Source organism: Methylosinus sp. DMC45, from assembly GCF_056313885.1.
Genome location: NZ_JBQUZK010000007.1, coordinates 26,781 through 50,760 on the forward strand (window position 1 = coordinate 26,781; position 23,980 = coordinate 50,760).

Consider the following 23,980-nt stretch of genomic DNA (forward strand, 5'->3'; position numbering starts at 1 on the left):
GGCGGGTTCCGGCCCGCGCCAATCTGCGCTAGATCGTGTCGAAAGGGCGACGCCCCGTTCGCGTCGAAACTCCACAGTCCGGGCGACACCTGCAAGCGAGGCGCCAGCCATGCCCAAGACATTCGACATGATTCTCGCCGGCGGGACGCTCGTCAACCAGGACGGCGTCGCGCCGCGCGATATCGGGCTGCGCGACGGCAAGATCGCCGAGATCGGCGATCTTTCGCAAGCTTCCGCCGGCGAGCGGATCGATTGCGCGGGCCTTCATTTATTGCCGGGCGTCATCGACACGCAGGTGCATTTTCGCGAGCCCGGCCCCACCCATAAGGAAGATTTGGAGACCGGAACGCGCGCCGCCGTGCTCGGCGGCGTCGTGGCGGTTTTCGAAATGCCCAACACCAAGCCGCTGACCACCGGCGCCGCCGAGCTCGCCGATAAGGTGGCGCGCGCCTCGGGCCGCGCGCATTGTGATTTCGCCTTCTGGGTCGGCGGCACGCATGAGAATGCGAAGGATATTCCCGAGCTCGAGCGCCTGCCCGGCGCGGCGGGGATAAAGGTTTTCATGGGCTCGTCCACCGGCTCGCTGCTGGTCGCCGATGACGCCGGCGTCGGGGAGATTCTCTCCAAGACGCGCCGTCGCGCCGCCTTCCACAGCGAGGACGAATATCGCCTCGAGGAGCGCAAGCCGCTGCGCGTTCCGGGCGATCCGACCTCGCATCCGGTCTGGCGCGACGAGATCGTCGCGCTGCGCTCCACCGAGCGGCTGCTGCGCATCGCGCGCGAGAAGGGCGCGCTGGTGCATGTGCTGCATATATCGACGGCCGAGGAGATCGAATTTCTCGCCCGCCACAAGGATATCGCCAGCGTCGAGGCGACGCCGCATCATCTCACGCTCGATGCGCAAGACTATCTGCGGCTCGGCGCGCTCGTGCAGATGAATCCGCCGGTGCGCGACGCGCGCCATCGCGAGGGGATTTGGCGCGGCGTGACGCAGGGGATCGTCGACGTGCTCGGCTCCGACCATGCGCCGCATACGCTCGAGGAGAAGGCCAAGCCCTATCCCGAGAGCCCGTCCGGCATGACCGGCGTGCAGACTCTGGTTCCGACCATGCTGGACCATGTGAACGCCGGCCGGCTGACATTGCAGCGCTTCGTCGACCTCACCAGCGCCGGGCCGGCGCGCCTCTTCGGCCTGGCCGGTAAAGGGCGCGTCGCTGTGGGTTATGACGCCGATCTCACCGTCGTCGATCTGAAGCGCCGCGAGACGATCCGCAACAGCTGGATCGCCTCGCGCTGCGGCTGGACTCCTTATGACGGGGTGGAGGTCACAGGCTGGCCCATCGGAACGATCATTCGCGGCGCGCGGGTGATGTGGGAGGGCGAGCTGGTCTCGCCCTCGCGCGGCGCGCCGATACGGTTTCAGCAGGCGTTGTGACGCCAAGAGCGCTCGCTTCTCCCCGCGAGCGGGAGAAGGAGACGCGCGTCGAGATTTGCTATCTATCTGCGAGCATATTCGCTCGCGCTTCAGCGACCCCTCAGCGCGTCCAGCGTCTTCTTCCCCGCTCTGCCATCCGCCTTCAGCCCCGCGCGGCTCTGAAAGTCGGCGATCGCTTCCTTGGTCTTGGTCCCGATCACGCCGTCCGGCTCGCCTACGGCGTAGCCCTGGCGGTTGAGCAGCGCCTGCATCTCGCGGCGCTCGGCGCGGGAGAGGCCGGGATCGTCGGTCGGCCAGGGCGTTTGAATGCCCGGACGCCCGCGCAGCTGGTCCGACAGCACGGCGATCGCCAGCGCGTAAGATTCGGCGGCGTTGTAGGAATAAATGGCGTCGAAGTTATGCGTCACCAGAAAGGCCGGGCCGTTGCGGCCGGCCGGCAGCAGCAGCGCCGCCTGGCCTTCGCCCAATCCGCCGCCGTCGAGCCGCGTGATCCCGCGCGCGCCCCAAGCCGACATGGGCTGTCTCGTCGTGCGGCCGGACGGGCCGCTATAGCCCGCGGGAATGCTCACCTCGAAGCCCCAGCGCAGGCCCGGCCGCCAGCCCGCCTTGCGGAGGAAATTCGCCGTGCTGCCGAGCGAATCGGCCGCCGAGCTGGCGATATTGCGCCGCCCGTCGCCGTCCAGATCGACCGCCGTGGAGAGGAAGGTGGAGGGCATGAATTGCGTATGGCCGAAGGCGCCGGCCCAGGAGCCGTTGAACTCCTCCGGCGCAATATCGCCGCTCTGCAAAATCTTCAGCGCGGCGATGAACTCGCCTTTGAAATAGTCGTTGCGGCGCGGCGCCTCGCAGACGAGGGTCGCCAGCGATTGCACCACGCTGCGCTTGCCGAAATTCTTGCCGAAATCCGATTCGACGCCCCAGACCGCGACCACGGTCGCCGGATCGACGCCGTAACGCTGCTCCGCCGCATGCAGGGCGGAGGCGTGGCGCTGCATCATGGCGCGGCCTTCCTCGACGCGCTCCTCATCGACGAGGCCGGCGATATAGTCCCAGATCGGCGTCTTGAACTCGGGCTGCTTGTCCATGAAGCTCGGCGCGTCATTGGGCTCGAGCCCATTGGTCGCGCTGTCGATGACGCGCTGCGAGACGCCCGCCCCCGCGGCCGCATGGCGCAGCCCTGCGAGACAGGAGGCGAAATCGGCGCGCGCCGGCGCGGCGCAGAGAAGAAGGGCGAGGACCGCCGGGAGCTTATGCATGATCTTCATGAGCGGATGCTAGGAACCTATGGTTACTGCTTCGTTGCTGCGATCGTCCGTTTCGGTTCATTTCGGCGCGGAGATCGGCTAATTTGAGGCCCAAGCCCGCGCGGAGACGGGCGGCGACGACGCCCGGCCCGAATTCGGCGCGACACCAGACAAAAAAGAGGAACCCCATGCTTCGCAGACTGCTCGCGCTGACGCTCGTCGTCGCGCCGCTCACCATCGACCGCGCCGCCGCCATCTGCTGGTTCGGCTGCCCCGATCCGACCGAAGCCAATGCGCGGCAGATTTTCGACAATCTGCTGAAGCAGCGCTTCGACAAGCCCGGAAAAATTCTCTCCTTCAAGCAGACGATGACCGAGCGTCTGGAGATGCACGCCACCGGCGAGAAAGGCTTCGAGCTGTTCTTCAACGCCTCGGTGCAGTTTCCCGATGGCGCCAATCTCGAATGCAAGCCGGACGACGCCGGCAAGTTTCCCGAGGGCTGCTCGCCGAGCAAGCATTATGTGACCGCGCCGCGCAATAGCGATCCCAAGGGCAAGCAATATGTGGCCCCAGGCGAGACGATCGCCTTCGACGAGGAATATCGCTTCTACGCCGACGGCGACGGCTGGAAAGGCCCCGACGGCGTCACCTACAAGCAGTAAAAAAGGGCCGAGTGTTTCCTTCTCCCGTTTACGGGAGAAGGTGGCCCCGCCACAGGGCGTCCGTGAGGACGCCCGTCGCGAGCGACAGGCTCTGGCGGGGTCGGATGAGGGCGCCTCCAGAAGGGGCGGGGACTCATCGTAATTCGCTCGTTTTATCGCGACGAGATTTCGAGCGTCCTGACGGACCCTCATCCGACCCTCGCTGACGCGAGGGCCACCTTCTCCCGCGGGCGGGAGAAAGAGATGCGCGTCAGGCGATCAGCGCGCGGGCGGCGCCGCGCTCGTCGCCGAGCGCCTCGAGCGCCTTGGCGACGATGGCGCGGGCGTCGAGGCCGGCGCGGGCGAGCATGACGTCCTGCTTGTCATGGTCGATATAGAGATCGGGCAGGATCATCGAGCGGAACTTGAACGCCCCGCGCGCGCCGTCCAGCGCGCCATGCTCCGACAGGACTTGGAAGGCCTGTGAGCCGAAGCCGCCGATCGAGCCTTCCTCGATCGTGATGAGGACCTCGTGATTGGCGGCGAGGCGCAGCAGCAGATCGCGGTCGAGCGGCTTGGCGAAGCGGGCGTCCGCGACCGTCGTCGAAATGCCGCGGCCGGAAAGCTCCTTGGCCGCCGTCAGCGCATCGGCGAGCCGCGTGCCGAGCGAGAGGATCGCCACTTTCGAGCCCTCGCGGATCACGCGGCCGCGGCCGATCTCCAAAATCTCGCCGCGCTGGGGCAGCTCGACGCCGACGCCCTCGCCGCGCGGATAGCGGAAAGCGATCGGGCCTTCGTCGAAGGCGGCGGAGGTCGCCACCATATGGACCAACTCGCCCTCGTCCGCAGGCGACATGAGCACCATGCCGGGCAGGCAGGCGAGATAGGCGATGTCGAAAGCGCCGGCGTGCGTGGGGCCGTCGGCGCCGACGAGGCCGGCGCGGTCGATGGCGAAGCGCACCGGCAGATGCTGGATCGCGACGTCATGCACCAGCTGGTCATAGCCGCGCTGCAGGAAGGTGGAATAGAGCGCGCAGAAGGGCTTATAGCCCTCGCAGGCGAGGCCGGCGGCGAAGGTCACGGCGTGCTGCTCGGCGATGGCCACGTCGAACATGCGGTCCGGGAAGGCCTTCTCGAACAGATCGAGGCCGGTGCCGGCCGGCATGGCCGCGGTGATGGCGACGATCTTGTCGTCGCGCTCGGCCTCGGCCACCAGAGTCTTGGCGAAGACGCTGGTGTAGGAGGGGGCGTTGGCCTTGGGCTTGTCCTGCGCGCCGGTCAGCACGTCGAAACGGTTGACGCCGTGATAGCGGTCCGCCGCGGCCTCGGCCGGGCCATAGCCCTTGCCCTTTTGGGTAACGACATGGACCAGCACCGGGCCGTCGTCCTTGTCGCGCACATTGGTCAGCACGGGCAGAAGATGCTCGAGATTATGCCCGTCGATCGGCCCGACATAATAGAAGCCGAGCTCTTCGAACATGGTCCCGCCGCCGGTGATGAAGCTCCGGGAGAATTCCTCCGCCTTGCGCGCTTTCTCATAGAGGAAATGCGGCAGATGGCGGGCGAGCTGCTTGGCCGTCTCGCGCAGTGTGCGGAAGGCTCCGCCGGAGACGAGCCGGGCGAGATAGGCCGACATGGCGCCGGTCGGCGGCGCGATCGACATGTCATTGTCGTTGAGAATGACGATGAGGCGGGAGTCGAGAGCGCCGGCGTTGTTCATCGCCTCATAGGCCATGCCCGCCGAAATGGCGCTGTCGCCGATCACCGCGACGACGTGATTGGAGCCGCCGGAGAGATCGCGCGCCACAGCCATGCCGAGGCCGGCCGAGATAGAGGTGGAGGAATGGCCGGCGCCGAAGGCGTCATACTCGCTCTCGGCGCGCTTGGTGAAGCCGGCGAGCCCCTTGCCCTGGCGCAGCGTGCGAATGCGGTCGCGGCGGCCGGTCAGAATCTTGTGCGGATAGGTCTGGTGGCCGACGTCCCAGACGATCTTGTCGTTCGGCGTGTCGAAGACGTAATGCAGCGCGACGGTCAGCTCGACGACGCCGAGCCCGGCGCCCAAATGCCCGCCGGTGACGGAAACCGCGTCGATCGTCTCGCGGCGCAATTCGTCGGCCAGCTGGCGGAGCTGGCCGGGCTGCAGCTTGCGCAGATCCTGCGGCGTGTCGATCCGGTCGAGAAGGGGGGTCTTCGAAGTCGTCAAAGCGCCTACTCTGGTCTGGACGGGCCGAGGGTCTCGACCGCAGGTGATCTCATATAGCGGGTGCGCCACATCCGGCAAATGCCGGACCTCGGCAGTATCACTCTGGCACGGGAAGAAGCGCGCGCGCAACCGCGCAGCAGCACGGTCTCTCTTCCGATCCCTTTGTTCCCCAAATATTTATCTCTCATGTGACAAATTTCCCACAGGCCTTTGAGCGGCGGCGGCGCCCGCATCGCTGGCCTCGCTCTTGAAACGCCCGGCGTGGTCGACGTGATTCGTCTCGCAATGGCGTCGGACCTGGGTGAAACTGACAAGCGACGAGGGGCGAATCATGGCCACCACGCCATTTTGGATCAATAGGACGGCGTTTCTGGGCAGCCTTCCCGGCCCTTCGAGAGCCTCCGAGCAGAGCGCGGCCGGCCGCGAAGGCGTCATGACGAGTGGTTCGCTGGAGACGGAGGCGCTCGACGTCGAGCGGATGAGCGCCCATGTCCGCGATTGGGCCGAGCTCGTGTCGCGCGCCATCGAGCCCAACGGATTTCTGGAGCCCGGCTTCGCGCTTCCGGCGGCGCGGCATTTCCCGGCGAAATCGCGCCCGCTCTTCGTCACTGTCTGGCGGCGGGCGGGCCTTCAGGGCGCGCGGCGGCTGGTCGCGCTGTTTCCCATCGTCGCGCCCGGCTTCTCGCTCGGCGCGGCGACGGCGCGCGGCTGGCTGCACAAGCAGGCCGCGCTGGCGACCCCGCTGCTCGATCGCGAATGCGCGGAGGAGGCGGCCGCCGCCCTTCTCGACTGGTTCGCCGGCAATCGCTCCGGCGCGGGCGCCGTGCTCATTCCCATGACGCCGATGAGCGGGCCGGTTTTCGCCGCCTTCACCCGCGCCGCGCGCGCCACCGGCCGTGACTGGCGCGTGCTCGATCGGCATGAGCGCGCCGCTCTGCTCGCCGGCGGCGATCCCGAGGAGGTGTGGACGCGCATGTCCTCGCGCAAGGCGCTGAGCGAGATGCGCCGCCGCCGCCGCCGCCTCGAGGAGGCCGGCGAGCTGAAGCGCGTCGTCTATTCGACGCCGGCCGAGATTCCGCGCGCGACCGAGGATTTTCTGGCGCTCGAGGCCAGCGGCTGGAAGGCCGAGCGGGGCGCGCTGCTCGGCCATCCCTCGCTCGCCACTTTCGTGCGCAGCGCGACCCGTCTGCTGGCGCGCGAGGGCAAGATCCGCATTCACAGCCTCGAGCTCGCCGGCAAGCCGATCGCCATGGGCGTCGTCATCGAGAGCGGCGCGCGCTCCTATTTCTGGAAGATCGCTTATGACGAGAGCCTGCGCGCCCAGGCGCCCGGCGTGCAGCTCGTCTACGCCATCACCGAAATGCAATCGGAGCGCGCCGATATGGCGATCACCGATTCCTGCGCCATCCCCGGCCACTATATGATCGAGCGCTGCTGGCCGGATCGTCTCGTCGTCTGCGATCTGATGGTGCAGGCGAAGACCGACGGCGTCACGCAATTCGCCGAGGCGCACGCCAAGGAAGTCTGGCGGCGGCGTTTGCGCGAGACGGCGAAGCGGCTCTATCATCGCGTGCTGAGCCGCAAGCGGTGAGCGGGCGCCTCCGCGCGCCCGCGCGCGACCGGAGGCCGGGACATGATCCGAGTCGGCATAGGGGGATGGAGCTTCGCGCCCTGGCGCGGGCTCTTCTATCCGCAGAAGCTGCCCGCCGGCGAGGAGCTCGCTTTCGCGAGCCGCCATGTGACGGCGATCGAGATCAACGCCACATTCTATCGCACGCAATCGCGCACGAGCTTCGTGAAATGGCGCGAGGCGACGCCCGATGATTTCGTCTTCGCGGTCAAGGCGCATCGCGCCGCCGTCAACGCCCGCGCCTTGTCGGAGACGGGCGAGACGATCGAGCATTTCCTCGCGAGCGGCGTGACGGAGCTTTCCGACAAGCTCGGCCCCATTCTCTGGCAGCTTCCGCCCTATAGGCGCTTTCACGCCGAGGAGATCGCCGCCTTTTTGAAGCTGCTGCCGAAAAAGCGCGGGGCGCTTCGCCTGCGCCATGCGCTCGAGGTTCGTCACCCTTCTTTTCTCGACGAGAAATTCATCGCCCTGCTGCGCGCCGAAAATATCGCCGCGGTCTTCGTCGATTCCGCCGATGATCCCGCGATCGCCGACGCCACTGCCGATTTCGTCTATGCGCGGCTGAAACATGCGCGCGACGATCGCGTCATCGGCTATGCGGCGGAGGAGCTGGATCTCTGGGCGCGGCGCGCGCGCGAATGGGAGAGGGGCGCAACGCCCGCCGATCTTCCGCATCTCGCCGCGCCGGCGAAGACGAGCGCGCGCGATGTTTTCGTCTTCATGATCGACGGCGCCAAGCGGCGCGCGCCTGCCGCGGCGCAGGCGCTCATCGCGCGGCTTCGGGCTTGACGTCGTCCTTCTTGCAGATCGCCTTCAGCGCCGCCCAATTCTCGTCGTCGAGCAGCGGCGGCCCGCGCTCGCCTTTGTCGGCGGCGGCGAGCGCCGTGAGCCGATCGGCGCTCAGCGGATGATCGTGCAGCAGGCCGAAGGCGCCATTCTCCGCGCCGGAAATGCGCGTCAGCAGATCGCCGAGCGGCTTGGCCGGCCGGCCGAGCCGCGCCATCAGCTCGGCGGCGAAGGAATCGGCCTGCGCCTCCGCCTCGCGCGAATGGGCGGCGCCGATCAGCGCCTTGCTGGCGAAGACCAGCGCGCCGGCGCCGGTCACATCGCCGAACAGCAGGCCGATGAGATAGGAGGTCCCGCCCGTGGCGATGAGCTTGCGCATGGCGTCGCGATGTTTGAGATGGCCGATCTCATGGGCGACGACGCCGGCCACTTCATCCGGCGTCTTCGCGCGGCTCAGCAGGCCCGAGAACACATAAATCTTGCCGCCGGGCAAAGCGAGCGCATTGGGAATGGCGGATCGCAGCGCTTCTATGCGCGCCGGCTCCTCCAGAGCGGCGGCCGATTGCAGCCGCTCGGACAAACGCGTCAGCGCATTCGCGCCTTTCTCGCTGCGGCAGGGCTCGTCCGAGAAGACGCTGCGCAATTGCGCCTCCGCCGCCTCGCCGATCCGCCGCTCCAAGGAATGAGGCACGAGCGGCGCGATGCGATCGGCCGCGAATGGAATGCCGAACCAGATCAGCGCGACGAAGCTCGTCGTCGCGGCCAGCGACCAATAGACGATCGCGCGATTCGCGCCGGGCCGCGTCTTTCCGCCGAGATAGGGGCAGCGCGCGATGATCTCATTGTGGAGGCGCGGATCGTGCAATTCGAGCCGCGCCAGCTCGCCCCCCGCCGCCGTCTCGCGCCGCAGCGCGAAGATCGGCGAGTCGATGCGGCGAATGTCGTCATAGGGCCAGGAGGCGAGCGTCGCGCCATTCTGGACGATCTCCAGCGTCGCGCCGAAGCGCAGCGCGACGCGCCGCTTGCGGCTGCTCCAGCCGTCGAAGAAGATCACGGCCTCTTCGTCGAGGACGCCCGGCTGCGGCTCCGCGCTCATGTCAGAAGCCGACGATGTCGAGACTATCGGCGAAACCCTCGCCGATGGCGCTCGGCGTGACGCTGGCGCGCGTCGCGACGTCCTCGGCTTCCGCGAGACCATGGACGACGAGCGAACTCGCCACGAGCTTCCAGACCCGCTGCATGAGGAAAATGCGCGAGGCCACGCCGATGGACAAAAAGGTCGCGACATAGGCGAGGACGATCGGAATGAGCACGCCGATCGGCGGAGTGGTCCCCACCATAGCGTTCCGATTCGTCGCGACGACGATTCCGAAGACGATCGCAGCGGCGATGAGCACGCCGATGAGGACGCCCAAAAAGGCGAAATAATTGCCGAGCAGCGCGCTCATCGTCAGTCTCGTCTCGAGCCGCGCGCCGCCGAGGCGCAGACCACGCAGCCACCAGCGCCATTGCTCGGCCTTGAAGGCCGCGAACAGAGCCGGAACGCCGATCACATAGATGACGCCGGCCAATATCCATATCGGCCCCCTGAAAACGGCGCCGATGACATAAGGCGAGAGCAGGAGAATGAGCGCAGTGAACCAAATCCAGCCGGCGCGCTTGAAGAAATCGCCGCCGCGGCCGACGAAGCCGCCTTCCAGCGCGCCATAATAGGTGTGGCGCATCTTATAGCGCTCGAGCGCCGCCTCCGCCCAGGGCAGAGCGAGGCCGAGCGTGAGCGCGATCAGCAGGCCCCAGCCGATGGCGCGGAACATATAGGCGAGGCCGGAGCCGCCCATGCCGAAACGCAGGCCGCGCCAGGCGGAGCGGTTGAGCCGATAGCGCCGCGCGCGATAAATGGCGAATTGGCCGAAGGCGGCGAAGAACAGGCCCAGCGGCAGCGAGGCGAAAGCCCTTTGCCGTTCCGCCTCGAAGCCGATGACGATATAGGCGATATAGACGGGCGCGAGAATGGCGAGCGCGAAGAAGAAGCCGAACAATAGCTCGCGCGCCGTGCCGACATATTCCAGCGCATCGCCGCCGATGACCGTGCTCGACCAGAGATGGCGGCGCATATTGGTGGCGAGCCAGAAGCGATAGAAGCCGGCGGTCGCCAGCTCCAGCAGCGCGCCGCGCGTGACCAGACGGCGGAATTCGCCATTGTCGCCGGTGAAGAGGACCGGGACCGGCGCCGCCTCAGAAGGAGATCGCGCGGCGACGTGCTCGTCCGCGAAGGAAATGTCGCTCATGATGCGATCCGCCTTTCGCAATGTTTTCGTTATGTAACTGCCCTACAGTATAAGCTGAATAAGGCGGCGGCAAGCTTCGATCGCAGCCGATGCGCGTTATATTCGCATGTCGGCGATATTCCCATGTTGGGATGAGAAGAGGAGCGGCCGATGGCGGAGCATTGGTTTATTTCGGGCGCCAATAGGGGCATCGGCCATGGGCTGGCGACGCTGCTCGCGGACCGGGGCGACGATGTCGACGCCTCCGTGCGCAGCGAGGACGCGCGCGAGCGCCTGCAGAAAGATGTGGCGCGCCATCGCGCGCGCTTCTCGATTCATGTCTTCGACCAGCGCGACGAGGCGGGGATACGCGCCGCCGCGCGCGAGCTGGCGGGGCCGCTCGACGTTCTCGTCTGCAACGCCGGCGCCTATGGGCCGCAGACGCAATCGACATTGGACATGGATTTTCCCGGCGCGCTCGATCTCTTCGACGTCAACACGCTGGGGCCGCTGCGGCTGGTCCAGGCCTTTCTGCCGCTGATGCTGCGCGCCGACAATCCGCGCATCGCGCTGATGTCGAGCGGGCTCGGCTCCATGGCGATGGAGGGCTCCACCAATATCGCCTATCGCGCCGCCAAAGCGGCCCTCAACAAGATCGCCCAGGGCCTCGCCCATGATCTGAAGCGCGAGAAGGTCACGGTCGTCGCGCTCAGTCCCGGCTGGGTGCGCACCGATATGGGCGGGAAGAACGCCGATCTCTCCGTAGAGGAGAGCGCGGGCGGAATCCTGCGGACGCTCGACGCGCTGACCCTGGCGGACACCGGCCGCTTCCTCGATTATCGCGGCCGCGACGTTCCCTGGTAGCCGTCAATGCAGCGGGCGTGAGACGACATCGGCGCCGGCGGAGGCGGTGTCGCTCATCTGCTCGCCGAGACGCTGCAGCTGATCGCCGAGATTTTCGCGCGTGCGCGGGTCGACAATGGCGAAAGGCGTCGAGACGGCGACGCTCGCCGCGGCTCCCACGGTCGAGGCCGCGCCGGTCGCCACCTGGCCCAGGCGCTCGCCCACGCCATTCTGATTGTCGGCGAGCGTCTGGCCCTCCGCTAGTCGCGCGCCGATGGAGCGCACGATCTCCGGCGATTGCGCGAATGTGCCATGGCCGAGCGGGTCGGCGGATTTCACCGTCGAGAGATCGACGACGGTGAAGCGCCGCTCCGCCAGAGCGTCCTTGAACGGCTCGCGCGCAGGATCGATGCCGCCGAGCCGCACCTTGTCGCCCCACACACGGCGGGAGGCGGCCAGCGCCTCGTCCTCGCGCGAGACGAAGAGGGTGAAGATGGCGCGATGCTCGTCGATCTCGGCGATCTGCCGCGTGAACACGTCGTAATCGACGTCGGGCGCGGCGAGCATCACATTTTTGATCTTGGGCGCGAGCCCATGGTCGCGGATCGCCATTTGGCGCAGCGCTTCCAGCGTCACCCAATTGCCCATGGAATGCGCCAGGATCGAGATCTCGCCGACGGACGGGTCCTTGGCGAGCATATGCAGCACATGCTCCAGCGCGTCGCGCGAATAGCTCGCGCTCTCATGGTCATAGCCATAGTCGAGCAGCTTGCCGCGCGAGGGCCAGGTGAACAGCACCGGCAGCGCGCTCGTGCCGGAATCATGGACGATCTGCGCGAGACGATAGACGGCCTCGGCGAAGAGCGTGTTGAAGCCATGCACGAAGACCAGCGCCTGACGCTTGGGCGTCTTGACGATGCGCGCGTCGAAGCGGCGCGCCGCCTCCTGCTGGCTGAGCAGATCGGCCCGCAGCGTGACGAACTCGCGCGTGGGATCGCCCGGCAGAGAGTCCGGCCATTGCACCTCGCCGATCTGGCGCGCGCCGTCCGGCGGAATGGAGATGGCGATATCGGCGAAGGCGAGGCCCTTGCCGCGCTCGCCGGTGAAAAGATCGCCCGGCTCCGCGCCGCGATCGCTGCGCGTCGTGGCGACCAGCAATTCGACGCGGCTCGTCCCCGCCGTTTGCGGCTGCGGGGTCAGCACGCCATGGGGACGTCCGCCGCAGCCGCCCGTCGCGAGGGCGAGGCAGAGGGCGAGCACCGGAGGACGAAGGCGTTTCGAAAAGCGGCTCATTCGGCAAAGCTCCCGATCCGCACCGGGAATAAACCGCCGGCCGAGGCGAGTCACGCGCTTCCATTCCCCATTCGAGGGGCGGCGCCAGCGATCGATCGGGAAAGATCGGACATCGAAAGGTGTTAGTAACCGTTGTGTAGCGAGATTACGTGCAAATTTTCAAACTCATAGCGAAGTGTGCGATCCATGGCGGACAGCTCGGCCGGGAAACTTCCTTGCGTCTTTCTTCTCGCGGCGACTCTCGCCGCGGGCTTCACGCCCCTCGTCCTCGGCGGGGCCGGCGGCGATCCGCTCCTCTGCTGGGCCGCAGCGGCGCTCGCCGCTATTGCGGCGGCGAGCGCGATCGAGCGCCGCCTCTCGGCGCAGATCGCCGCCTTGGAGAAGATCGCCGGGGGCGATCGCTACGCTCCTTTTCCGCCTGTGGGCGGACGTTCGGCGGCGCGGCTCCGCGGCGTCGCGGAGGAGCTGCGTCGCGCTTTGATCGCCGCCGACGCTTTCGCCGTCGCCGAGCGCAGCCGCGGGGCGGAGCAATCGATTCGTGAGGCCGGCCGCGCTTTCTTCCTGCGGCGGCTGCGCCAAATCGTGGAGGAGACGGAAGATGCGCTCGCCGTCGCCGACGCCGGCGCGCGATCGGCGGCGGGCGACTGCGCCGCCTGCAATGGCGACATGCTCCGCGGTCTCTCCGCCGCCGCCGCCGCGGCAGCCACGGCGGCGGAGAATGTCGATGGACTGGCGCTGGCGGCGCGGGACGCCATCATCGGCCTCGTCGGGCGCTCTTCGCGCCAAGTGACGGCGGCGCGCCTGGCAGCCGATCGCAGCGCCGCCGATCTCGCGCGCGCGGAAGACATCGTGCGCGGCCTCGCCGCCGCCGCTGGCCGCATCGGAGCGGTGAGCAAGCTCATTCAGTCGATCGCCGGCCAGACCTCGCTGCTCGCCCTCAACGCGACCATAGAGGCGGCGCGCGCCGGCGAGAGCGGGCGCGGCTTCGCCGTGGTGGCGAGCGAGGTGAAGACGCTCGCCAATCAGACCGCGCGCGCCGCCGCCGAAATCGAGACGCAGATCGACTCCATACGTTCCGCGGTGGAGGAGACGGTCGGCGCCATCGCTGACGTATCGACGAGCGTCGAGGCGGTCGCCGGCGTCAATCGCGACCTCGCCGACACTCTGAGCCGGGAGGCGGCCGATCTCGAAGGCATAGGGGCGCGCGCCGCCCTCGTCGCCCGCGGCGTCGGCGAGACGCTGCCGGAGGTCGGCGGCGCCGTGGCGCAGGCGCATTCGGCCGGCCGCTCGGCGCTCGCCGTCGCGCAGACGATGCTCGGCAGCTCGAAGAGCCTCGTTTGCGCCGTCGATCGCTATTTCGCCGATCTCGACAATGGCGCGATCCGCATCGGCATATTGCATTCGCTCTCCGGCACGATGACGAGCAGCGAGCGGCCGCTGCAGGAGCTGCTGACGATGCTGGTCGAGCGCTGCAATGCGCAGGGCGGCCTCCTCGGACGCCCGCTCGAGGCGGTGATTCTCGATCCGCGCTCCGATCCCGCCCTCTATGCGGAGCAGGCGCGCCTTCTCCTGGAGGAGCGCGGCGTCGCGGCGATCTTCGGCTGTTGGACCTCCGCCTCGCGCAAAGCCGTGCTTCCGGTGGTCGAAAAGGCCAAGGGCCTGCTCTTCTATCCGAGCCAATATGAGGGCGAGGAGCGCTCGCCCAACATCGTCTACGCCGGCGGCACGCCGAGCCAGACGGCGATCCCCGCCGTGGATTTTCTGAAAGGCCTCGGCGCGCGGCGCTTTCTGCTCATCGGCAATGACGACGTCTATCCGCGCGTCACCAACGCGATTCTGCGCGCCTATCTCGCCGCGCATGGCGTGGCCGCCGCCGATATCGCCGAAATCTATGCGCCGCCCGGCCTCGAGGATTGGCGCGCCGTCGCCAGAGACGCGCGGCGCTTCGCCGCCCGTTCCAGCGCGGCGATCGTCTCGACGGTGAGCGGCGACGCCAATCTGCGCTTTTTCGGCGCGCTCGGCGACGTCGCCTTCGCGCCGATCTTGTCGCTATCGATCGGCGAGGCGGAGCTGCCGGCGCTCGCTCATTGCGACATCGACGGGCTCTATGTCGCCTGGAACTACCTTCAGGCCATCGACTGCCAGGAGAATCGCAGCTTCGTCGAGCAATGGCGGCGCTATAAGAACGCGCCCGACGCCTCGACCAATGACGCCATGGAGGCGAGCTATCTCGGCTTCGAGCTATGGCGCGCGGCGGTCGCCGCTGCGGGCTCCGTCGATGTCGCGGCGGTGCGCCGCGCGCTGCCGCTGCATGCGCTCCGCGCGCCGAGCGGCTTCTCCCTGAGGCTGGACGCCGAGACGCAGCATCTGCACAAGCCCGCTTTCATCGGCCGCGTCGCGCGCGGAGGCATAGCTCCGGTCTTCGTCGGGGACGGGCTGATCGCGCCGCAGCCCTGGAGCCCTTGGCTCACCAAGAACCGCGCCGGAAAGGCGCGCGCCGCGTGACGGCGCGACATAGTGCGCCGCCGAAAACGAAACGAGCCCGAAGGCTCGCAGTGCGAAGGCCGTAGCCCCCGGACCGCGAGCCTTCGGGCTCGCTCGAAACAGGCCCTGAGGAAATCAGGGCGTGGCGGCGGTCTTCAGCTTGGAGAGCGCGCGGATTTTCACGCGCACGCTCGCCGGCTTGGCGGCGGCCTTGACCATCTCGCCCGTGGCGGGATTGCGTACCAGAGTGCCGGCCTTACGCGCCGGAACCTTGCGCAGCGATACTTTCAGCAGGCCGGGCAGGGTGAACTCGCCGACGCCGCGCGGATGCACGGAGCCGAGGAACACCTCCTCGAGCGTGGCGTAGACCGCAGCGGCGGTCTTGCGCGGAAGCTCGTTCTGCTCAGCGAGCAGATTGATCAGGGCCGACTTGGTCAAGCTCTCCTTCACCGGACGAATAGCAGCGGCTTCGGGTTTCTTGGCCTTCTTGACCGCCGCAGGCTTCTCGCTCTTCGCCTTGGCCATCGCAAATCTCCCTCGAATTCCCATGAAAAGACGCGTCATATCGAACGCGCCATGTGAGGATTCGTTTGCTAGCGCTTCGAGAACTGATTCGCAATCTGCGCAGCGCTCGATTTTTGCAATGCCAGCTGCGCAAAATCACTCGTCGAACACGCCTTCCAGCGCATAATGCGTGACCGTCTTGCGATTGGCGATGAGCTCGTCGATCGTCGGCTCGCCCTTCAGAGCGCGGGAAATCGCCAGCTTCGTCGCCTCGTAATTGGTGCGATAGAGGTCGCGCCGGTCGAGGTTCGGATCGGTCGCGCAACGCGGATCGAGCCAGACCATGATGATCATGACGAGATCATTCACCTGATCTTTCGGAATGATTCCTTCGGAAACCGCATCGACGATGGCGTCGCCGGTCGCAGCCTGCACGACGCCGCCGAGCAGCTCGACGTAATCATTGGAGCGCACCGTCATCTTGGTCGTCATCATGGTGGCGGGGCGCACCTGCTGATTGAGGTCGCGAATGACGAACATGCGCGGATGGCCCGCGACCTGTCCCGTCATGGAGGCGAAAGCCGTCCCCACCGGGCCTTTGACGCTGCCGATCAGCACTTCCGGCATGGCGTCGGTATATTGCCCGTCCGCCGCCAGAACCGTCGCTTCGCCCGTGGCCAGCCAGATCTCGCTCATATGGTTTTTCCTTCTCTTTCGTCGGTCGGAGGCGGTCGAATAGCACCGGGCGTCCGCCGCCGGAAGGGGCGCGCGCGAATGCTGTAATTCTATCTTCTAAATGTGATTTTGGCGCGTTAGACTGCGGCTCTGTTTCGAGAGAGGCCGCAATGAAGATTTTCGCCCCCACACTTCTCCTCGCCGGCGCCTTCGCCGGCCTCGCCTTCGCCGGTCATGTCCTCGCGCAATCGGAGGAGGCGCGCCGCCTCATCGGTCCCGTCGCCTTCAGCGATTGGCGGCAGGACGCGCCCGGAACCTGGCGCAAGATCACCGCGCAGGATTTGCCTGCGCCGCTCGCCAGCGAGCCGACCGCCTCGCGCTCGCAAGTGGTGGCGCGGCCGGACGGCGCCGCGCCCAAGACGCTCGCGGGCTTCTCGGCGGAGATTTTCGCCTCCGGTCTCGAAGGTCCGCGCGTCATTCGCCATGCGCCAAATGGCGATATTTTCGTCACCGAGAGCGTCGGCGGCCGGCTCCGCGTCTTTCGTCTCGAGAATGGGAAGATCGCGCCGGCCTCGTCCCATGTCTTCGCCGCGGAACTCGAGCGCCCTTATGGGATAGCCTTCTATCCGCCGGGGCCGGAGCCGCGCTTCGTCTATGTCGGCACGCCGACGAAAGTGCTGCGCTTCCCTTATAAGAACGGCGACCTTTCCGCCTCCGGCCCCGCCGAGACGATCGCGAATCTGCCGGGCGCAGATGGCGGCCATTGGACGCGCGATCTCGTCTTCTCGCGCGACGGCAAGACGCTCTATGTTTCCGTCGGCTCCAAGACCAATGTCGCCGAAGGCCATCCGCGGCCTTCCGCGCAGGAGGTCGCGCAGCTCGAGGCGGCGCATGGGCAGGGCGCGAGCGCCGGCGCCGAATTCGAGCGCGCGACCGTGCTCGCCATAGACCCGGAAGGCAAGAGCCGGCGCAATGTCGCCAATGGGCTGCGCAATTGCTCCGGCCTGCAATTGCAGCCGGGGACCGACGCGCTCTGGTGCGTGGTGAACGAGCGCGACATGCTGGGCGACGATCTGCCGCCCGATTACGCCACGCGCGTGAAGGAGGGCGCCTTCTATGGCTGGCCCTGGCATTACATCGGCGCGCATGAGGACCCCCGCCACGCCGGCGAGCGTCCCGATCTCTCGAGCAAGATCACCATTCCCGATGTGCTGCTCCAGCCGCATTCGGCGCCGCTGGGCATCGCCTTCTACGAGGGCGGCCAGTTCCCGGCGGAGTATAAGGGCGACGCTTTCGTCGCTCTGCACGGCTCCTGGAACCGGGCCAAGCGCACCGGCTACAAGATCGTGCGACTCTCCTTCAAGGACGGCGTCCCGACCGGCGAATATCAGGATTTTCTCACCGGCTTCGTCGTGGACGACACGCGCGTCTGGGGCCGCCCCGTCGATGTGGCGGTGGCGCGCGACGGCTCGCTGCTGGTGAGCGAGGACGGCAATGGGACGATCTGGCGCGTGTCCTACAGCGGCGCGGCTGCGCCTGTGCGGACCTCGGGAAATTGAGCGGAGACGGCCGCGCCGTTTCGGCGGCCGTCAGTGCTGGGCGCGTTCCTTGTGCTGGGACTGGGCGCGCGCCCGCGCTTCCGCGGGCATGCTGGTCCGATCGATATAACCGGGCTGATATTCGCCGCACCAATCCTCCGCGGTCACGAGGGGCCATGCCGTGTCCATGGTTCCTTCATGGCCGCGCATGGGCAGCGGGGCGTTGCGGCGGCATTGGTTGTCCGGCTGGCGCCAAAAACGGCAATCTCCGCAGTGCATGAGCGTCTCCTGTGCAGAATTCGTCGCCCGAGCCGTTCAATCGGCGGAGCTTCGAAAGGTTCCAAACGAGCGGCGTGTCCCAATGACGCCGCCCGCCGCCGGGAGAGGGCGGCGCGCGGGCCCAGCGGCTAGACGCGGCGGGCGCCTTTGGCCTATTTCTTGGGAAAAATGCCGGGTGACGATCTCGTCCCCAGGCTTTTCCTGGAAACGCCGAGGCTCGCGCTATGTCCCTTCCTCTCGCCACGCCGGGCCGCAAGCTCGGCTCGATCGCCCTTTGGAGCGCCATTGTCGCGCTCGGCGTCTTCTCGCTCTTCACCCTGGCGATTGCGCGCGGCGAGACCGTCAACGCCATGTGGCTGGTGGCGGCGGCGGTCTGCGTCTATCTCGTCGCCTATCGCTTCTACTCGCTGTTCATCGCCAACCGAGCGCTCGGCCTCGATCCGCAGCGCAAGACGCCGGCGCATCGCCACAATGACGGGCTCGATTATGTGCCGACCGACAAATATGTGCTGTTCGGCCATCATTTCGCGGCCATAGCCGGGGCGGGGCCGCTGGTCGGCCCGGTGCTGGCGGCGCAAATGGGCTATCTGCCCGGCACGCTCTGGCTGCTCACCGGCGTCGTCTTTGCCGGCGCGGTGCAGGATTTCGTCGTGCTGTTCATCTCGACGCGGCGCGACGGGCGCTCGCTCGGCGATCTCATTAAGACCGAGCTCGGGCCGGCCGCCGGAATCGTCGCGATGGTGGGCATTCTCACCATCATGGTCATTTTGCTCGCCGTGCTGGCGCTCATCGTGGTCAAGGCGCTGGCCGACAGCCCCTGGGGCTTCTTCACCGTCTTCGCCACTCTGCCCATCGCCGTGCTGATGGGCGTCTATGGCCGCTATTTGCGCCCCGGCCGCATATTCGAAATGTCGGTCATCGGCTTCGTGCTGCTCATCGCCTCCATCGCTTTCGGCCGCACGGTCGCGGAGACGCCGGCGCTCGCCGCGCTCTTCACCTTCAAAGGCGAGACGCTGGCCTTCATGCTGATCGGCTACGGCTTCGTCGCCTCCGTTCTGCCGGTGTGGTTTCTGCTGGCGCCGCGCGACTATCTCTCCACCTTTCTGAAGATCGGCACCATCGCCTCGCTGGCGCTGGGGATTTTCTATGTCATGCCGGAGCTGAAAATGCCGGCGGTCAGCCGCTTCATCGACGGGACCGGCCCGGTCTTCGCGGGCAGCGTCTTTCCTTTCCTCTTCATCACCCTCGCCTGCGGCGCCATTTCCGGCTTCCACGCGCTCGTCTCCTCCGGCACCACGCCCAAGATGATCGGCGACGAGACGCAAATCCGCTTCATCGGCTATGGCGCGATGCTGATGGAGTCTTTCGTGGCCATAATGGCGCTGGTCGCCGCCACCGTGCTCGATCCGGGCGTCTATTTCGCCATGAACAGCGCGCCCGCCGTCATCGGCTCCACGGTCGATACGGCTGCGCAGACCATTTCGTCCTGGGGCTTCGTCATCACGCCGGAGGCGCTGAGCCAGGCGGCGGCCGAGGTCGGCGAGAAGACGGTGCTCTCGCGCGCGGGCGGCGCGCCGACGCTCGCCGTCGGCATGGCGAAAATATTGTCGGGGGCGATCGGCGGCGCCTCCATGACCGCCTTCTGGTATCATTTCGCCATTCTCTTCGAGGCGCTGTTCATCCTCACCACTGTGGACGCCGGCACGCGCGTCGCGCGCTTCATGATTCAGGATCTCGTCGGAACCTTCTGGCCGCGCTTCAAGCATACGCGCGCCTGGATTCCCAATTTCGGCGCCACGGGGCTCGCCGTCGCCGGCTGGGGCTGGTTCCTCTATCAGGGCGTCATCGATCCTCTCGGCGGCATCAACACGCTCTGGCCCATGTTCGGCATCGCCAATCAAATGCTCGCGGCCATAGCGCTCACGCTCTGCACTGTGGTGCTGTTCCGCATGAAGCGGGAGCGCTACGCCTTCATCGCCGGGGCGCCGGCGGCCTGGCTCTATATCTGCACGCTGACGGCGGGCGCCGAGAAAATCTTCCATCCCGATCCCAAGATCGGCTTCCTCGCCCATGCGGCGCGCTATTCGGCCGCGACGGCGGAGGGCAGACTGCTCGCGCCGGCCAAGACCGCCGCCGAGATGAGCCGCATCGTCTTCAACGATTATGTGAACACGACGCTCTGCGCCGTCTTCATCGCGCTGGTCTTGTCCATGCTGTTCTTCGGCCTGCGGGCCATCGGCGAGGCGCGGCGCGCGACCAGCGTCACCACCAGGGAGACGAGCGATGAGCTGCACGATCTGCAAATTGCCCGCGCTTGATCTTTCCAAGCTCGGGCAGAAGCTGCGCGACGGCGCGCGGCTGATGATCGGGCAGGGGGATTACGAGGCCTATGTCGCGCATCGGCGCGCCAATCATCCGAGCGAGCCGCTGATGACGCGCGAGGAGTTCTTCCTCGACCGTCAGGCGAGCCGTTTCGGCGAAGGCGGCCGGCGCGCGATGCGTTGCTGCTAGAGTGTTTTCTAGCGAAGTGGGAACCGGTTCGCGTGAAGAAAACACGACAGAACAAGGGAAGGAAACGCTCGGGTGACGTTCAGCACTCGGCCCGGCCGAGCGCTCGATAGGTGAGCAGCGCGGCGGCCTCCGAAGTGTTCAGCGCATAGGCCATATAGAGAAATCCGAGACGCGTGATCCGCGTCTCGCGGATTTTTTCGACCAGCTCCGCCGTCTCGACGGGCGCGAGCGAGGCGAATTCATGCAGTATATCTTCCGCCGCATGGCGGAATCTGTCGCGCTCCGCGAGCGTAGCCCTGTCCCAGAGCTGCGGATTGGACCCGAATTTCGCGAACAGCGATTTCGCGACGGTTTCGATCAGGTCGATCATGGGAATTCTCTATGTGAGCTGTGATTTTTGAACTCTGTTTCCACCCTCGGCACATTCTCGATTTTGCTCCAGCCTATTGCGGAGCCGCTGCGTCGCGAAGCTCGATAATCTACGCATTGGCGCGCAGAGAAATGGCGAATGCGCGGCTCCGCCTCGGGCGTGCGCCTTCACCTTTTCGCGCTTCTGCTCTAAGCTTTCTTCCATGTCCGCTGACGCCGATCTTTCCTTGGAGACGGGGCTCGCCGCGCTCGTCGACTGGTATGTGTCGATCGGCGTCGACATAGCCCTCGATGAGACGCCGCACGACCGTTTCGCCGAGAGCGCTGCGCCGCCGGCGCGCGTCGCCGCGCCCGCGCCCGTCGCTGCGTCTTCGCCCTCGCCTTCGCCCGTGCGTCGGGCCGAGCCGCCGGCGCGGGAGACCCGCTCCCAGCGCTCCGCCGCGCCCGTCTTCACCGAGGAGGCCGCCCGCGGCGCTCGCGAGGCCGCCGGCGCGGCGCGCACGATCGAGGAATTGCGGGAGCGGCTCGCGGCTTTCGACGGCTGCGCGCTGAAAGCGACGGCCGGGCATTTTCTCTTCTCGGCCGGCGCGCCCGGCGCGGCTCTGATGGTTCTGGATTTCTCGCCCGGCGAGGAGGAGGAGCGCGGCGGCGCGGCTTTCGTCGGGCCGGAGGCGCGGCTGCTCGACAATATGCTGCGCGCGATTCGCCGCGACCGCTCCGGCGCCTATCTCGCCTATGCGACGCCCTGGCGTCCGCCCGGCGCGCGCGAGCTCAATCCGGCGGAAGTGGCGGCGCTCAATCCCTTCCTGCGGCGCCATGTGGAGCTGGCCGCGCCGCGCGCCCTGCTCATTCTCGGCGATTTCGCCGCCCGCGCCGCGCTCGGCTCGCCGGATGTGGCGCGCTATCGCAACGCCTGGTTCGATTACGATCACGGCGGCGGCGCGACGCGCGCGCTGCTCGCGCCGTCGCTCGCCAGCCTGCTCAGGACGCCGGCGATGAAGCGCCGCGCCTGGCGCGATCTGCGCGCCCTGGCCGCGGCGCTCGGCTGATCACTCCGCCGCTTCGCCCTCGGCGCCGCCGCCGAAGCGACGGGCGACATAATCTTCGACGATGCGGGTGAATTCTTCCGCTATGCCCTCGCCGCGCAAGGTCATCGCCTTCTTGCCGTCGATGAAGACCGGCGCCGTCGGCGCCTCGCCCGTTCCGGGCAGCGAAATGCCGATGTCGGCGTGCTTGGATTCGCCCGGCCCGTTGACGATGCAGCCCATCACCGCGACATTCAGCGTCTCGACGCCCGGATAATCCTGCCGCCAGACGGCCATGCGCTCGCGAATATGCGACTGGATATCGCGCGCCAGCTCCTGGAAGACGGTGGAGGTGGTGCGGCCGCAGCCGGGGCAGGCGGCGACCAGCGGCACGAAGGTGCGAAAGCCCATCGTCTGCAAAATCTCTTGCGCGACGCGCACCTCATTGGCGCGATCGCCGCCGGGCTCCGGCGTCAGCGACACGCGGATGGTGTCGCCTATGCCGTCCTGCAGCAGCACGCCCAGCGCCGCCGCCGAGGCGACGACGCCCTTCGAGCCCATACCGGCCTCGGTGAGGCCGAGATGCAGCGCATAATCGCTGCGCAGCGCCAGCATGCGATAGACGGCGATGAGGTCCTGCACGGCGGAGACCTTGGCCGAGATGACGATCCGATCGCGCGGGAGGCCGATCTCCTCGGCGCGCTCGGCGGAGATCAGCGCCGAGCGGGCCAGCGCCTCGCGCGTCACCGCGCGCGTGTCGAGCGGCGCCGCGGAATTGGCGTTGATGTCCATGAGATGCGTCAGCATCTCCTGATCGAGCGAGCCCCAATTGGCGCCGATGCGCACCGCCTTGCCATGCTTTATGGCCAGCTCGACGATGGCGCCGAACTGCCGGTCCTTCTTCTCCTTGAAGCCGACATTGCCCGGATTGATGCGATATTTGTCGAGCGCCTCGCCGCAGGCCGGATGATCGGCGAGCAGCTTGTGGCCGATGTAGTGAAAATCGCCGATCAGCGGGACGTCGATATTCTTCTGCGCGAGACGATCGCGAATATGCGGCACGGCGGCGGCGGCCTCGTCGCGATCGACGGTGATGCGCACCAGCTCCGAGCCCTCGCGGACCAGCGATTCGATCTGCGCGACCGTGGAGTCGACATCGGCCGTGTCGGTATTGGTCATGGACTGGACGACGATGGGCGCGCCCCCGCCGATCGTCACCGCGCGCGGCCCCCGGCCGATCGTCACCGCCGCCGTCCTATGGCGCGGCGCCGGCTCGGCGGAGATGGGGTCGGGAAGGCGGGTCTCGATTTCGTCGGTCATCGTCGGTCGTGTCCCCTCGATGGGATTTGGATCGTCTCGCATGAGGTCTGCCGCCTTCCTTCTCCCCGCGAGCCCCGCTCGCGGGGAGAAGGGGAAATTCGGCGAACCCATCACCTGGAATCTGTCGAGCCTTGGTGGGCCGGAACGTCTCCCGCGTCAAGCTGGGTTGGGTCAATTGGAACGAGAGCGTGAACATCAATTGGATGCGTTCGAACGAGAGAATCTCTCGCTAGTAAACCAGTTTGGGTTGCGCTAGTTGAACCTTTGCCGCTGTTTGACCCATTGCATGGACAAAGGCACCTTCATGAACGAGTCGGTCCTAACGCGTTCGCAGTATCTCAGGCGGACGGTGATACTGTGTGTCAGTTTCGCAAGAAATCTCGCTTATTATCGGGTCGGTCACAGTCCAGCCCGCAAATCGTTGCTTGATCTAGGAAATCCAGACGTTTCATTCTGGCGGGTGATGAATGGGAACTTTCTAGATCAGGTGGTGCTTGAGTGGTGCAAGCTCTTCGCAGATCGCAATGGAAATCACTATTGGCAGAATATCGTAGCCGACCAGGAGGAATTCAAACGTGATATGCTTGCTCGGCTAGGCGTTTCTGAGGAAGCATACAATGTGTATATTAAGGAGATGAGGTCTTATAGAGATAAATTTGTTGCGCACTTAGATTCTGATTCTGTTATGCAGATTCCTCATCTGTCTCTGGCGAAGGATGCCGTATGGTTTTACCACGAGCATATCGTCCTTAAAAAAGCATCTGAAGATTTTAGTAGGCTTCCCGATACTCCAGAAAAGCTCAACAGAGCCTACGATCATTACACAAACGAAGCCGACGGAGCGCTTTCAAAAGTTCTAGTGCACTGACTCAGACGGAAGGTGCAGGAACGCGGGCCAGCTTGGCGAAAATCGCCTTAGCCGGCTTTGTCCAG

21 protein-coding genes are annotated in these 23,980 nt (G+C 66.5%); 11 read left to right on the forward strand and 10 right to left on the reverse strand.

Annotated features, from left to right (window positions below):
* The first annotated feature begins 109 nt into the window (after positions 1 to 109).
* Positions 110 to 1,435 (forward strand): dihydroorotase, encoded by a 1,326-nt coding sequence (locus ACT53T_RS02880; RefSeq protein WP_476159958.1) that lies wholly within the window; start codon positions 110 to 112, stop codon positions 1,433 to 1,435.
* Between the two features lie 89 nt (positions 1,436 to 1,524).
* On the opposite strand, the gene ACT53T_RS02885 is transcribed toward ACT53T_RS02880, so the two are convergent.
* A complete protein-coding gene (locus ACT53T_RS02885) occupies positions 1,525 to 2,700 on the reverse strand; it encodes a lytic murein transglycosylase (RefSeq protein ID WP_476159959.1) in 1,176 nt (391 codons plus the stop codon).
* 167 nt (positions 2,701 to 2,867) lie between these two features.
* On the opposite strand from ACT53T_RS02885, the gene ACT53T_RS02890 reads away from it, so the two are divergent.
* Positions 2,868 to 3,341 carry a hypothetical protein gene (locus tag ACT53T_RS02890; protein WP_476159960.1) on the forward strand — a complete coding sequence of 158 codons (474 nt, stop codon included), beginning with the start codon at positions 2,868 to 2,870 and terminating at the stop codon, positions 3,339 to 3,341.
* A gap of 250 nt (positions 3,342 to 3,591) precedes the next feature.
* Here the strand turns inward: ACT53T_RS02890 and dxs are convergent, their stop codons facing one another.
* Positions 3,592 to 5,523: a 1-deoxy-D-xylulose-5-phosphate synthase gene (gene dxs, locus ACT53T_RS02895; protein ID WP_400766067.1), complete on the reverse strand. Its 1,932-nt coding sequence runs from the start codon at positions 5,521 to 5,523 to the stop codon at positions 3,592 to 3,594.
* 331 nt (positions 5,524 to 5,854) lie between these two features.
* Here dxs and ACT53T_RS02900 point away from each other — a divergent pair, with 331 nt between their 5' ends.
* Both ACT53T_RS02900 and ACT53T_RS02905 read left to right on the forward strand, forming a co-directional pair.
* Complete coding sequence (locus ACT53T_RS02900; protein WP_476159962.1) at positions 5,855 to 7,114, forward strand: GNAT family N-acetyltransferase; 1,260 nt, start codon at positions 5,855 to 5,857, stop codon at positions 7,112 to 7,114.
* Positions 7,115 to 7,156: 42 nt separating this feature from the next.
* Positions 7,157 to 7,942, forward strand: a complete 786-nt coding sequence (locus tag ACT53T_RS02905) for a DUF72 domain-containing protein (protein ID WP_476159964.1) — start codon at positions 7,157 to 7,159, stop codon at positions 7,940 to 7,942.
* Here the strand turns inward: ACT53T_RS02905 and ACT53T_RS02910 are convergent.
* Complete coding sequence (locus tag ACT53T_RS02910) at positions 7,920 to 9,035, reverse strand: M48 family metallopeptidase (protein WP_476159965.1); 1,116 nt, start codon at positions 9,033 to 9,035, stop codon at positions 7,920 to 7,922. The genes ACT53T_RS02905 and ACT53T_RS02910 overlap by 23 nt on opposite strands.
* Position 9,036: 1 nt before the next feature.
* Positions 9,037 to 10,227 (reverse strand): YjgN family protein, encoded by a 1,191-nt coding sequence (locus ACT53T_RS02915; RefSeq protein WP_476159967.1) that lies wholly within the window; start codon positions 10,225 to 10,227, stop codon positions 9,037 to 9,039.
* 150 nt (positions 10,228 to 10,377) lie between these two features.
* Here ACT53T_RS02915 and ACT53T_RS02920 point away from each other — a divergent pair, with 150 nt between their 5' ends.
* Positions 10,378 to 11,070 carry an SDR family oxidoreductase gene (locus ACT53T_RS02920; RefSeq protein WP_400766075.1) on the forward strand — a complete coding sequence of 231 codons (693 nt, stop codon included), beginning with the start codon at positions 10,378 to 10,380 and terminating at the stop codon, positions 11,068 to 11,070.
* Between the two features lie 3 nt (positions 11,071 to 11,073).
* Here the strand turns inward: ACT53T_RS02920 and ACT53T_RS02925 are convergent, their stop codons facing one another.
* Positions 11,074 to 12,342, reverse strand: coding sequence for an alpha/beta hydrolase (locus ACT53T_RS02925; RefSeq protein WP_476159968.1), 1,269 nt, complete (start codon positions 12,340 to 12,342; stop codon positions 11,074 to 11,076).
* 186 nt (positions 12,343 to 12,528) lie between these two features.
* On the opposite strand from ACT53T_RS02925, the gene ACT53T_RS02930 reads away from it, so the two are divergent.
* Complete coding sequence (locus ACT53T_RS02930) at positions 12,529 to 14,847, forward strand: transporter substrate-binding protein (protein ID WP_476159969.1); 2,319 nt, start codon at positions 12,529 to 12,531, stop codon at positions 14,845 to 14,847.
* 114 nt (positions 14,848 to 14,961) lie between these two features.
* On the opposite strand, the gene ACT53T_RS02935 is transcribed toward ACT53T_RS02930, so the two are convergent.
* Positions 14,962 to 15,351 carry an HU family DNA-binding protein gene (locus tag ACT53T_RS02935; protein WP_018264162.1) on the reverse strand — a complete coding sequence of 130 codons (390 nt, stop codon included), beginning with the start codon at positions 15,349 to 15,351 and terminating at the stop codon, positions 14,962 to 14,964.
* A 135-nt stretch (positions 15,352 to 15,486) separates the two neighbouring features.
* Positions 15,487 to 16,026 (reverse strand): formaldehyde-activating enzyme, encoded by a 540-nt coding sequence (fae, locus tag ACT53T_RS02940; RefSeq protein WP_400766081.1) that lies wholly within the window; start codon positions 16,024 to 16,026, stop codon positions 15,487 to 15,489.
* Between the two features lie 149 nt (positions 16,027 to 16,175).
* On the opposite strand from fae, the gene ACT53T_RS02945 reads away from it, so the two are divergent.
* A complete protein-coding gene (locus ACT53T_RS02945) occupies positions 16,176 to 17,564 on the forward strand; it encodes a PQQ-dependent sugar dehydrogenase (RefSeq protein WP_476159970.1) in 1,389 nt (462 codons plus the stop codon).
* A gap of 30 nt (positions 17,565 to 17,594) precedes the next feature.
* On the opposite strand, the gene ACT53T_RS02950 is transcribed toward ACT53T_RS02945, so the two are convergent.
* The gene (locus tag ACT53T_RS02950) at positions 17,595 to 17,822 is read right to left on the reverse strand and encodes a hypothetical protein (RefSeq protein WP_400766084.1); all 228 of its coding nucleotides are present in this window, start codon (positions 17,820 to 17,822) and stop codon (positions 17,595 to 17,597) included.
* A 224-nt stretch (positions 17,823 to 18,046) separates the two neighbouring features.
* Here ACT53T_RS02950 and ACT53T_RS02955 point away from each other — a divergent pair, with 224 nt between their 5' ends.
* A complete protein-coding gene (locus ACT53T_RS02955) occupies positions 18,047 to 20,140 on the forward strand; it encodes a carbon starvation CstA family protein (protein WP_476159971.1) in 2,094 nt (697 codons plus the stop codon).
* Positions 20,106 to 20,333 (forward strand): YbdD/YjiX family protein, encoded by a 228-nt coding sequence (locus tag ACT53T_RS02960; protein ID WP_400766087.1) that lies wholly within the window; start codon positions 20,106 to 20,108, stop codon positions 20,331 to 20,333. The genes ACT53T_RS02955 and ACT53T_RS02960 overlap by 35 nt, the downstream gene beginning before the upstream one ends.
* 79 nt (positions 20,334 to 20,412) lie before the next feature.
* On the opposite strand, the gene ACT53T_RS02965 is transcribed toward ACT53T_RS02960, so the two are convergent.
* A complete protein-coding gene (locus tag ACT53T_RS02965) occupies positions 20,413 to 20,703 on the reverse strand; it encodes a hypothetical protein (RefSeq protein WP_400766089.1) in 291 nt (96 codons plus the stop codon).
* 202 nt (positions 20,704 to 20,905) lie between these two features.
* Here ACT53T_RS02965 and ACT53T_RS02970 point away from each other — a divergent pair, with 202 nt between their 5' ends.
* Positions 20,906 to 21,751, forward strand: a complete 846-nt coding sequence (locus ACT53T_RS02970; RefSeq protein WP_476159973.1) for a uracil-DNA glycosylase — start codon at positions 20,906 to 20,908, stop codon at positions 21,749 to 21,751.
* Here the strand turns inward: ACT53T_RS02970 and ispG are convergent, their stop codons facing one another.
* Positions 21,752 to 23,047, reverse strand: a complete 1,296-nt coding sequence (gene ispG, locus ACT53T_RS02975; protein ID WP_476159975.1) for a flavodoxin-dependent (E)-4-hydroxy-3-methylbut-2-enyl-diphosphate synthase — start codon at positions 23,045 to 23,047, stop codon at positions 21,752 to 21,754.
* 304 nt (positions 23,048 to 23,351) lie between these two features.
* Here ispG and ACT53T_RS02980 point away from each other — a divergent pair, with 304 nt between their 5' ends.
* Positions 23,352 to 23,915, forward strand: coding sequence for a hypothetical protein (locus ACT53T_RS02980; RefSeq protein WP_476159976.1), 564 nt, complete (start codon positions 23,352 to 23,354; stop codon positions 23,913 to 23,915).
* Positions 23,916 to 23,980 lie beyond the last annotated feature (65 nt).

Bases quoted from the DNA above. Each gene is read 5' to 3' on its own strand.
- ACT53T_RS02955 (WP_476159971.1), top strand. From the start codon at position 18,047: ATGTCCCTTCCTCTCGCCACGCCGGGCCGCAAGCTCGGCTCGATCGCC.
- ACT53T_RS02905 (WP_476159964.1), top strand. From the start codon at position 7,157: ATGATCCGAGTCGGCATAGGGGGATGGAGCTTCGCGCCCTGGCGCGGG.
- ACT53T_RS02890 (WP_476159960.1), top strand. From the start codon at position 2,868: ATGCTTCGCAGACTGCTCGCGCTGACGCTCGTCGTCGCGCCGCTCACC.
- fae (WP_400766081.1), bottom strand. From the start codon at position 16,026: ATGAGCGAGATCTGGCTGGCCACGGGCGAAGCGACGGTTCTGGCGGCG.
- ACT53T_RS02920 (WP_400766075.1), top strand. From the start codon at position 10,378: ATGGCGGAGCATTGGTTTATTTCGGGCGCCAATAGGGGCATCGGCCAT.
- ACT53T_RS02945 (WP_476159970.1), top strand. From the start codon at position 16,176: ATGAAGATTTTCGCCCCCACACTTCTCCTCGCCGGCGCCTTCGCCGGC.
- ACT53T_RS02960 (WP_400766087.1), top strand. From the start codon at position 20,106: ATGAGCTGCACGATCTGCAAATTGCCCGCGCTTGATCTTTCCAAGCTC.
- ACT53T_RS02965 (WP_400766089.1), bottom strand. From the start codon at position 20,703: ATGATCGACCTGATCGAAACCGTCGCGAAATCGCTGTTCGCGAAATTC.
- ACT53T_RS02930 (WP_476159969.1), top strand. From the start codon at position 12,529: ATGGCGGACAGCTCGGCCGGGAAACTTCCTTGCGTCTTTCTTCTCGCG.
- ACT53T_RS02885 (WP_476159959.1), bottom strand. From the start codon at position 2,700: ATGAAGATCATGCATAAGCTCCCGGCGGTCCTCGCCCTTCTTCTCTGC.
- ACT53T_RS02880 (WP_476159958.1), top strand. From the start codon at position 110: ATGCCCAAGACATTCGACATGATTCTCGCCGGCGGGACGCTCGTCAAC.
- ACT53T_RS02900 (WP_476159962.1), top strand. From the start codon at position 5,855: ATGGCCACCACGCCATTTTGGATCAATAGGACGGCGTTTCTGGGCAGC.
- ACT53T_RS02915 (WP_476159967.1), bottom strand. From the start codon at position 10,227: ATGAGCGACATTTCCTTCGCGGACGAGCACGTCGCCGCGCGATCTCCT.
- ACT53T_RS02925 (WP_476159968.1), bottom strand. From the start codon at position 12,342: ATGAGCCGCTTTTCGAAACGCCTTCGTCCTCCGGTGCTCGCCCTCTGC.
- ACT53T_RS02970 (WP_476159973.1), top strand. From the start codon at position 20,906: ATGTCCGCTGACGCCGATCTTTCCTTGGAGACGGGGCTCGCCGCGCTC.
- ACT53T_RS02910 (WP_476159965.1), bottom strand. From the start codon at position 9,035: ATGAGCGCGGAGCCGCAGCCGGGCGTCCTCGACGAAGAGGCCGTGATC.
- ACT53T_RS02980 (WP_476159976.1), top strand. From the start codon at position 23,352: ATGAACGAGTCGGTCCTAACGCGTTCGCAGTATCTCAGGCGGACGGTG.
- ACT53T_RS02935 (WP_018264162.1), bottom strand. From the start codon at position 15,351: ATGGCCAAGGCGAAGAGCGAGAAGCCTGCGGCGGTCAAGAAGGCCAAG.
- ACT53T_RS02950 (WP_400766084.1), bottom strand. From the start codon at position 17,822: ATGCACTGCGGAGATTGCCGTTTTTGGCGCCAGCCGGACAACCAATGC.
- ispG (WP_476159975.1), bottom strand. From the start codon at position 23,047: ATGACCGACGAAATCGAGACCCGCCTTCCCGACCCCATCTCCGCCGAG.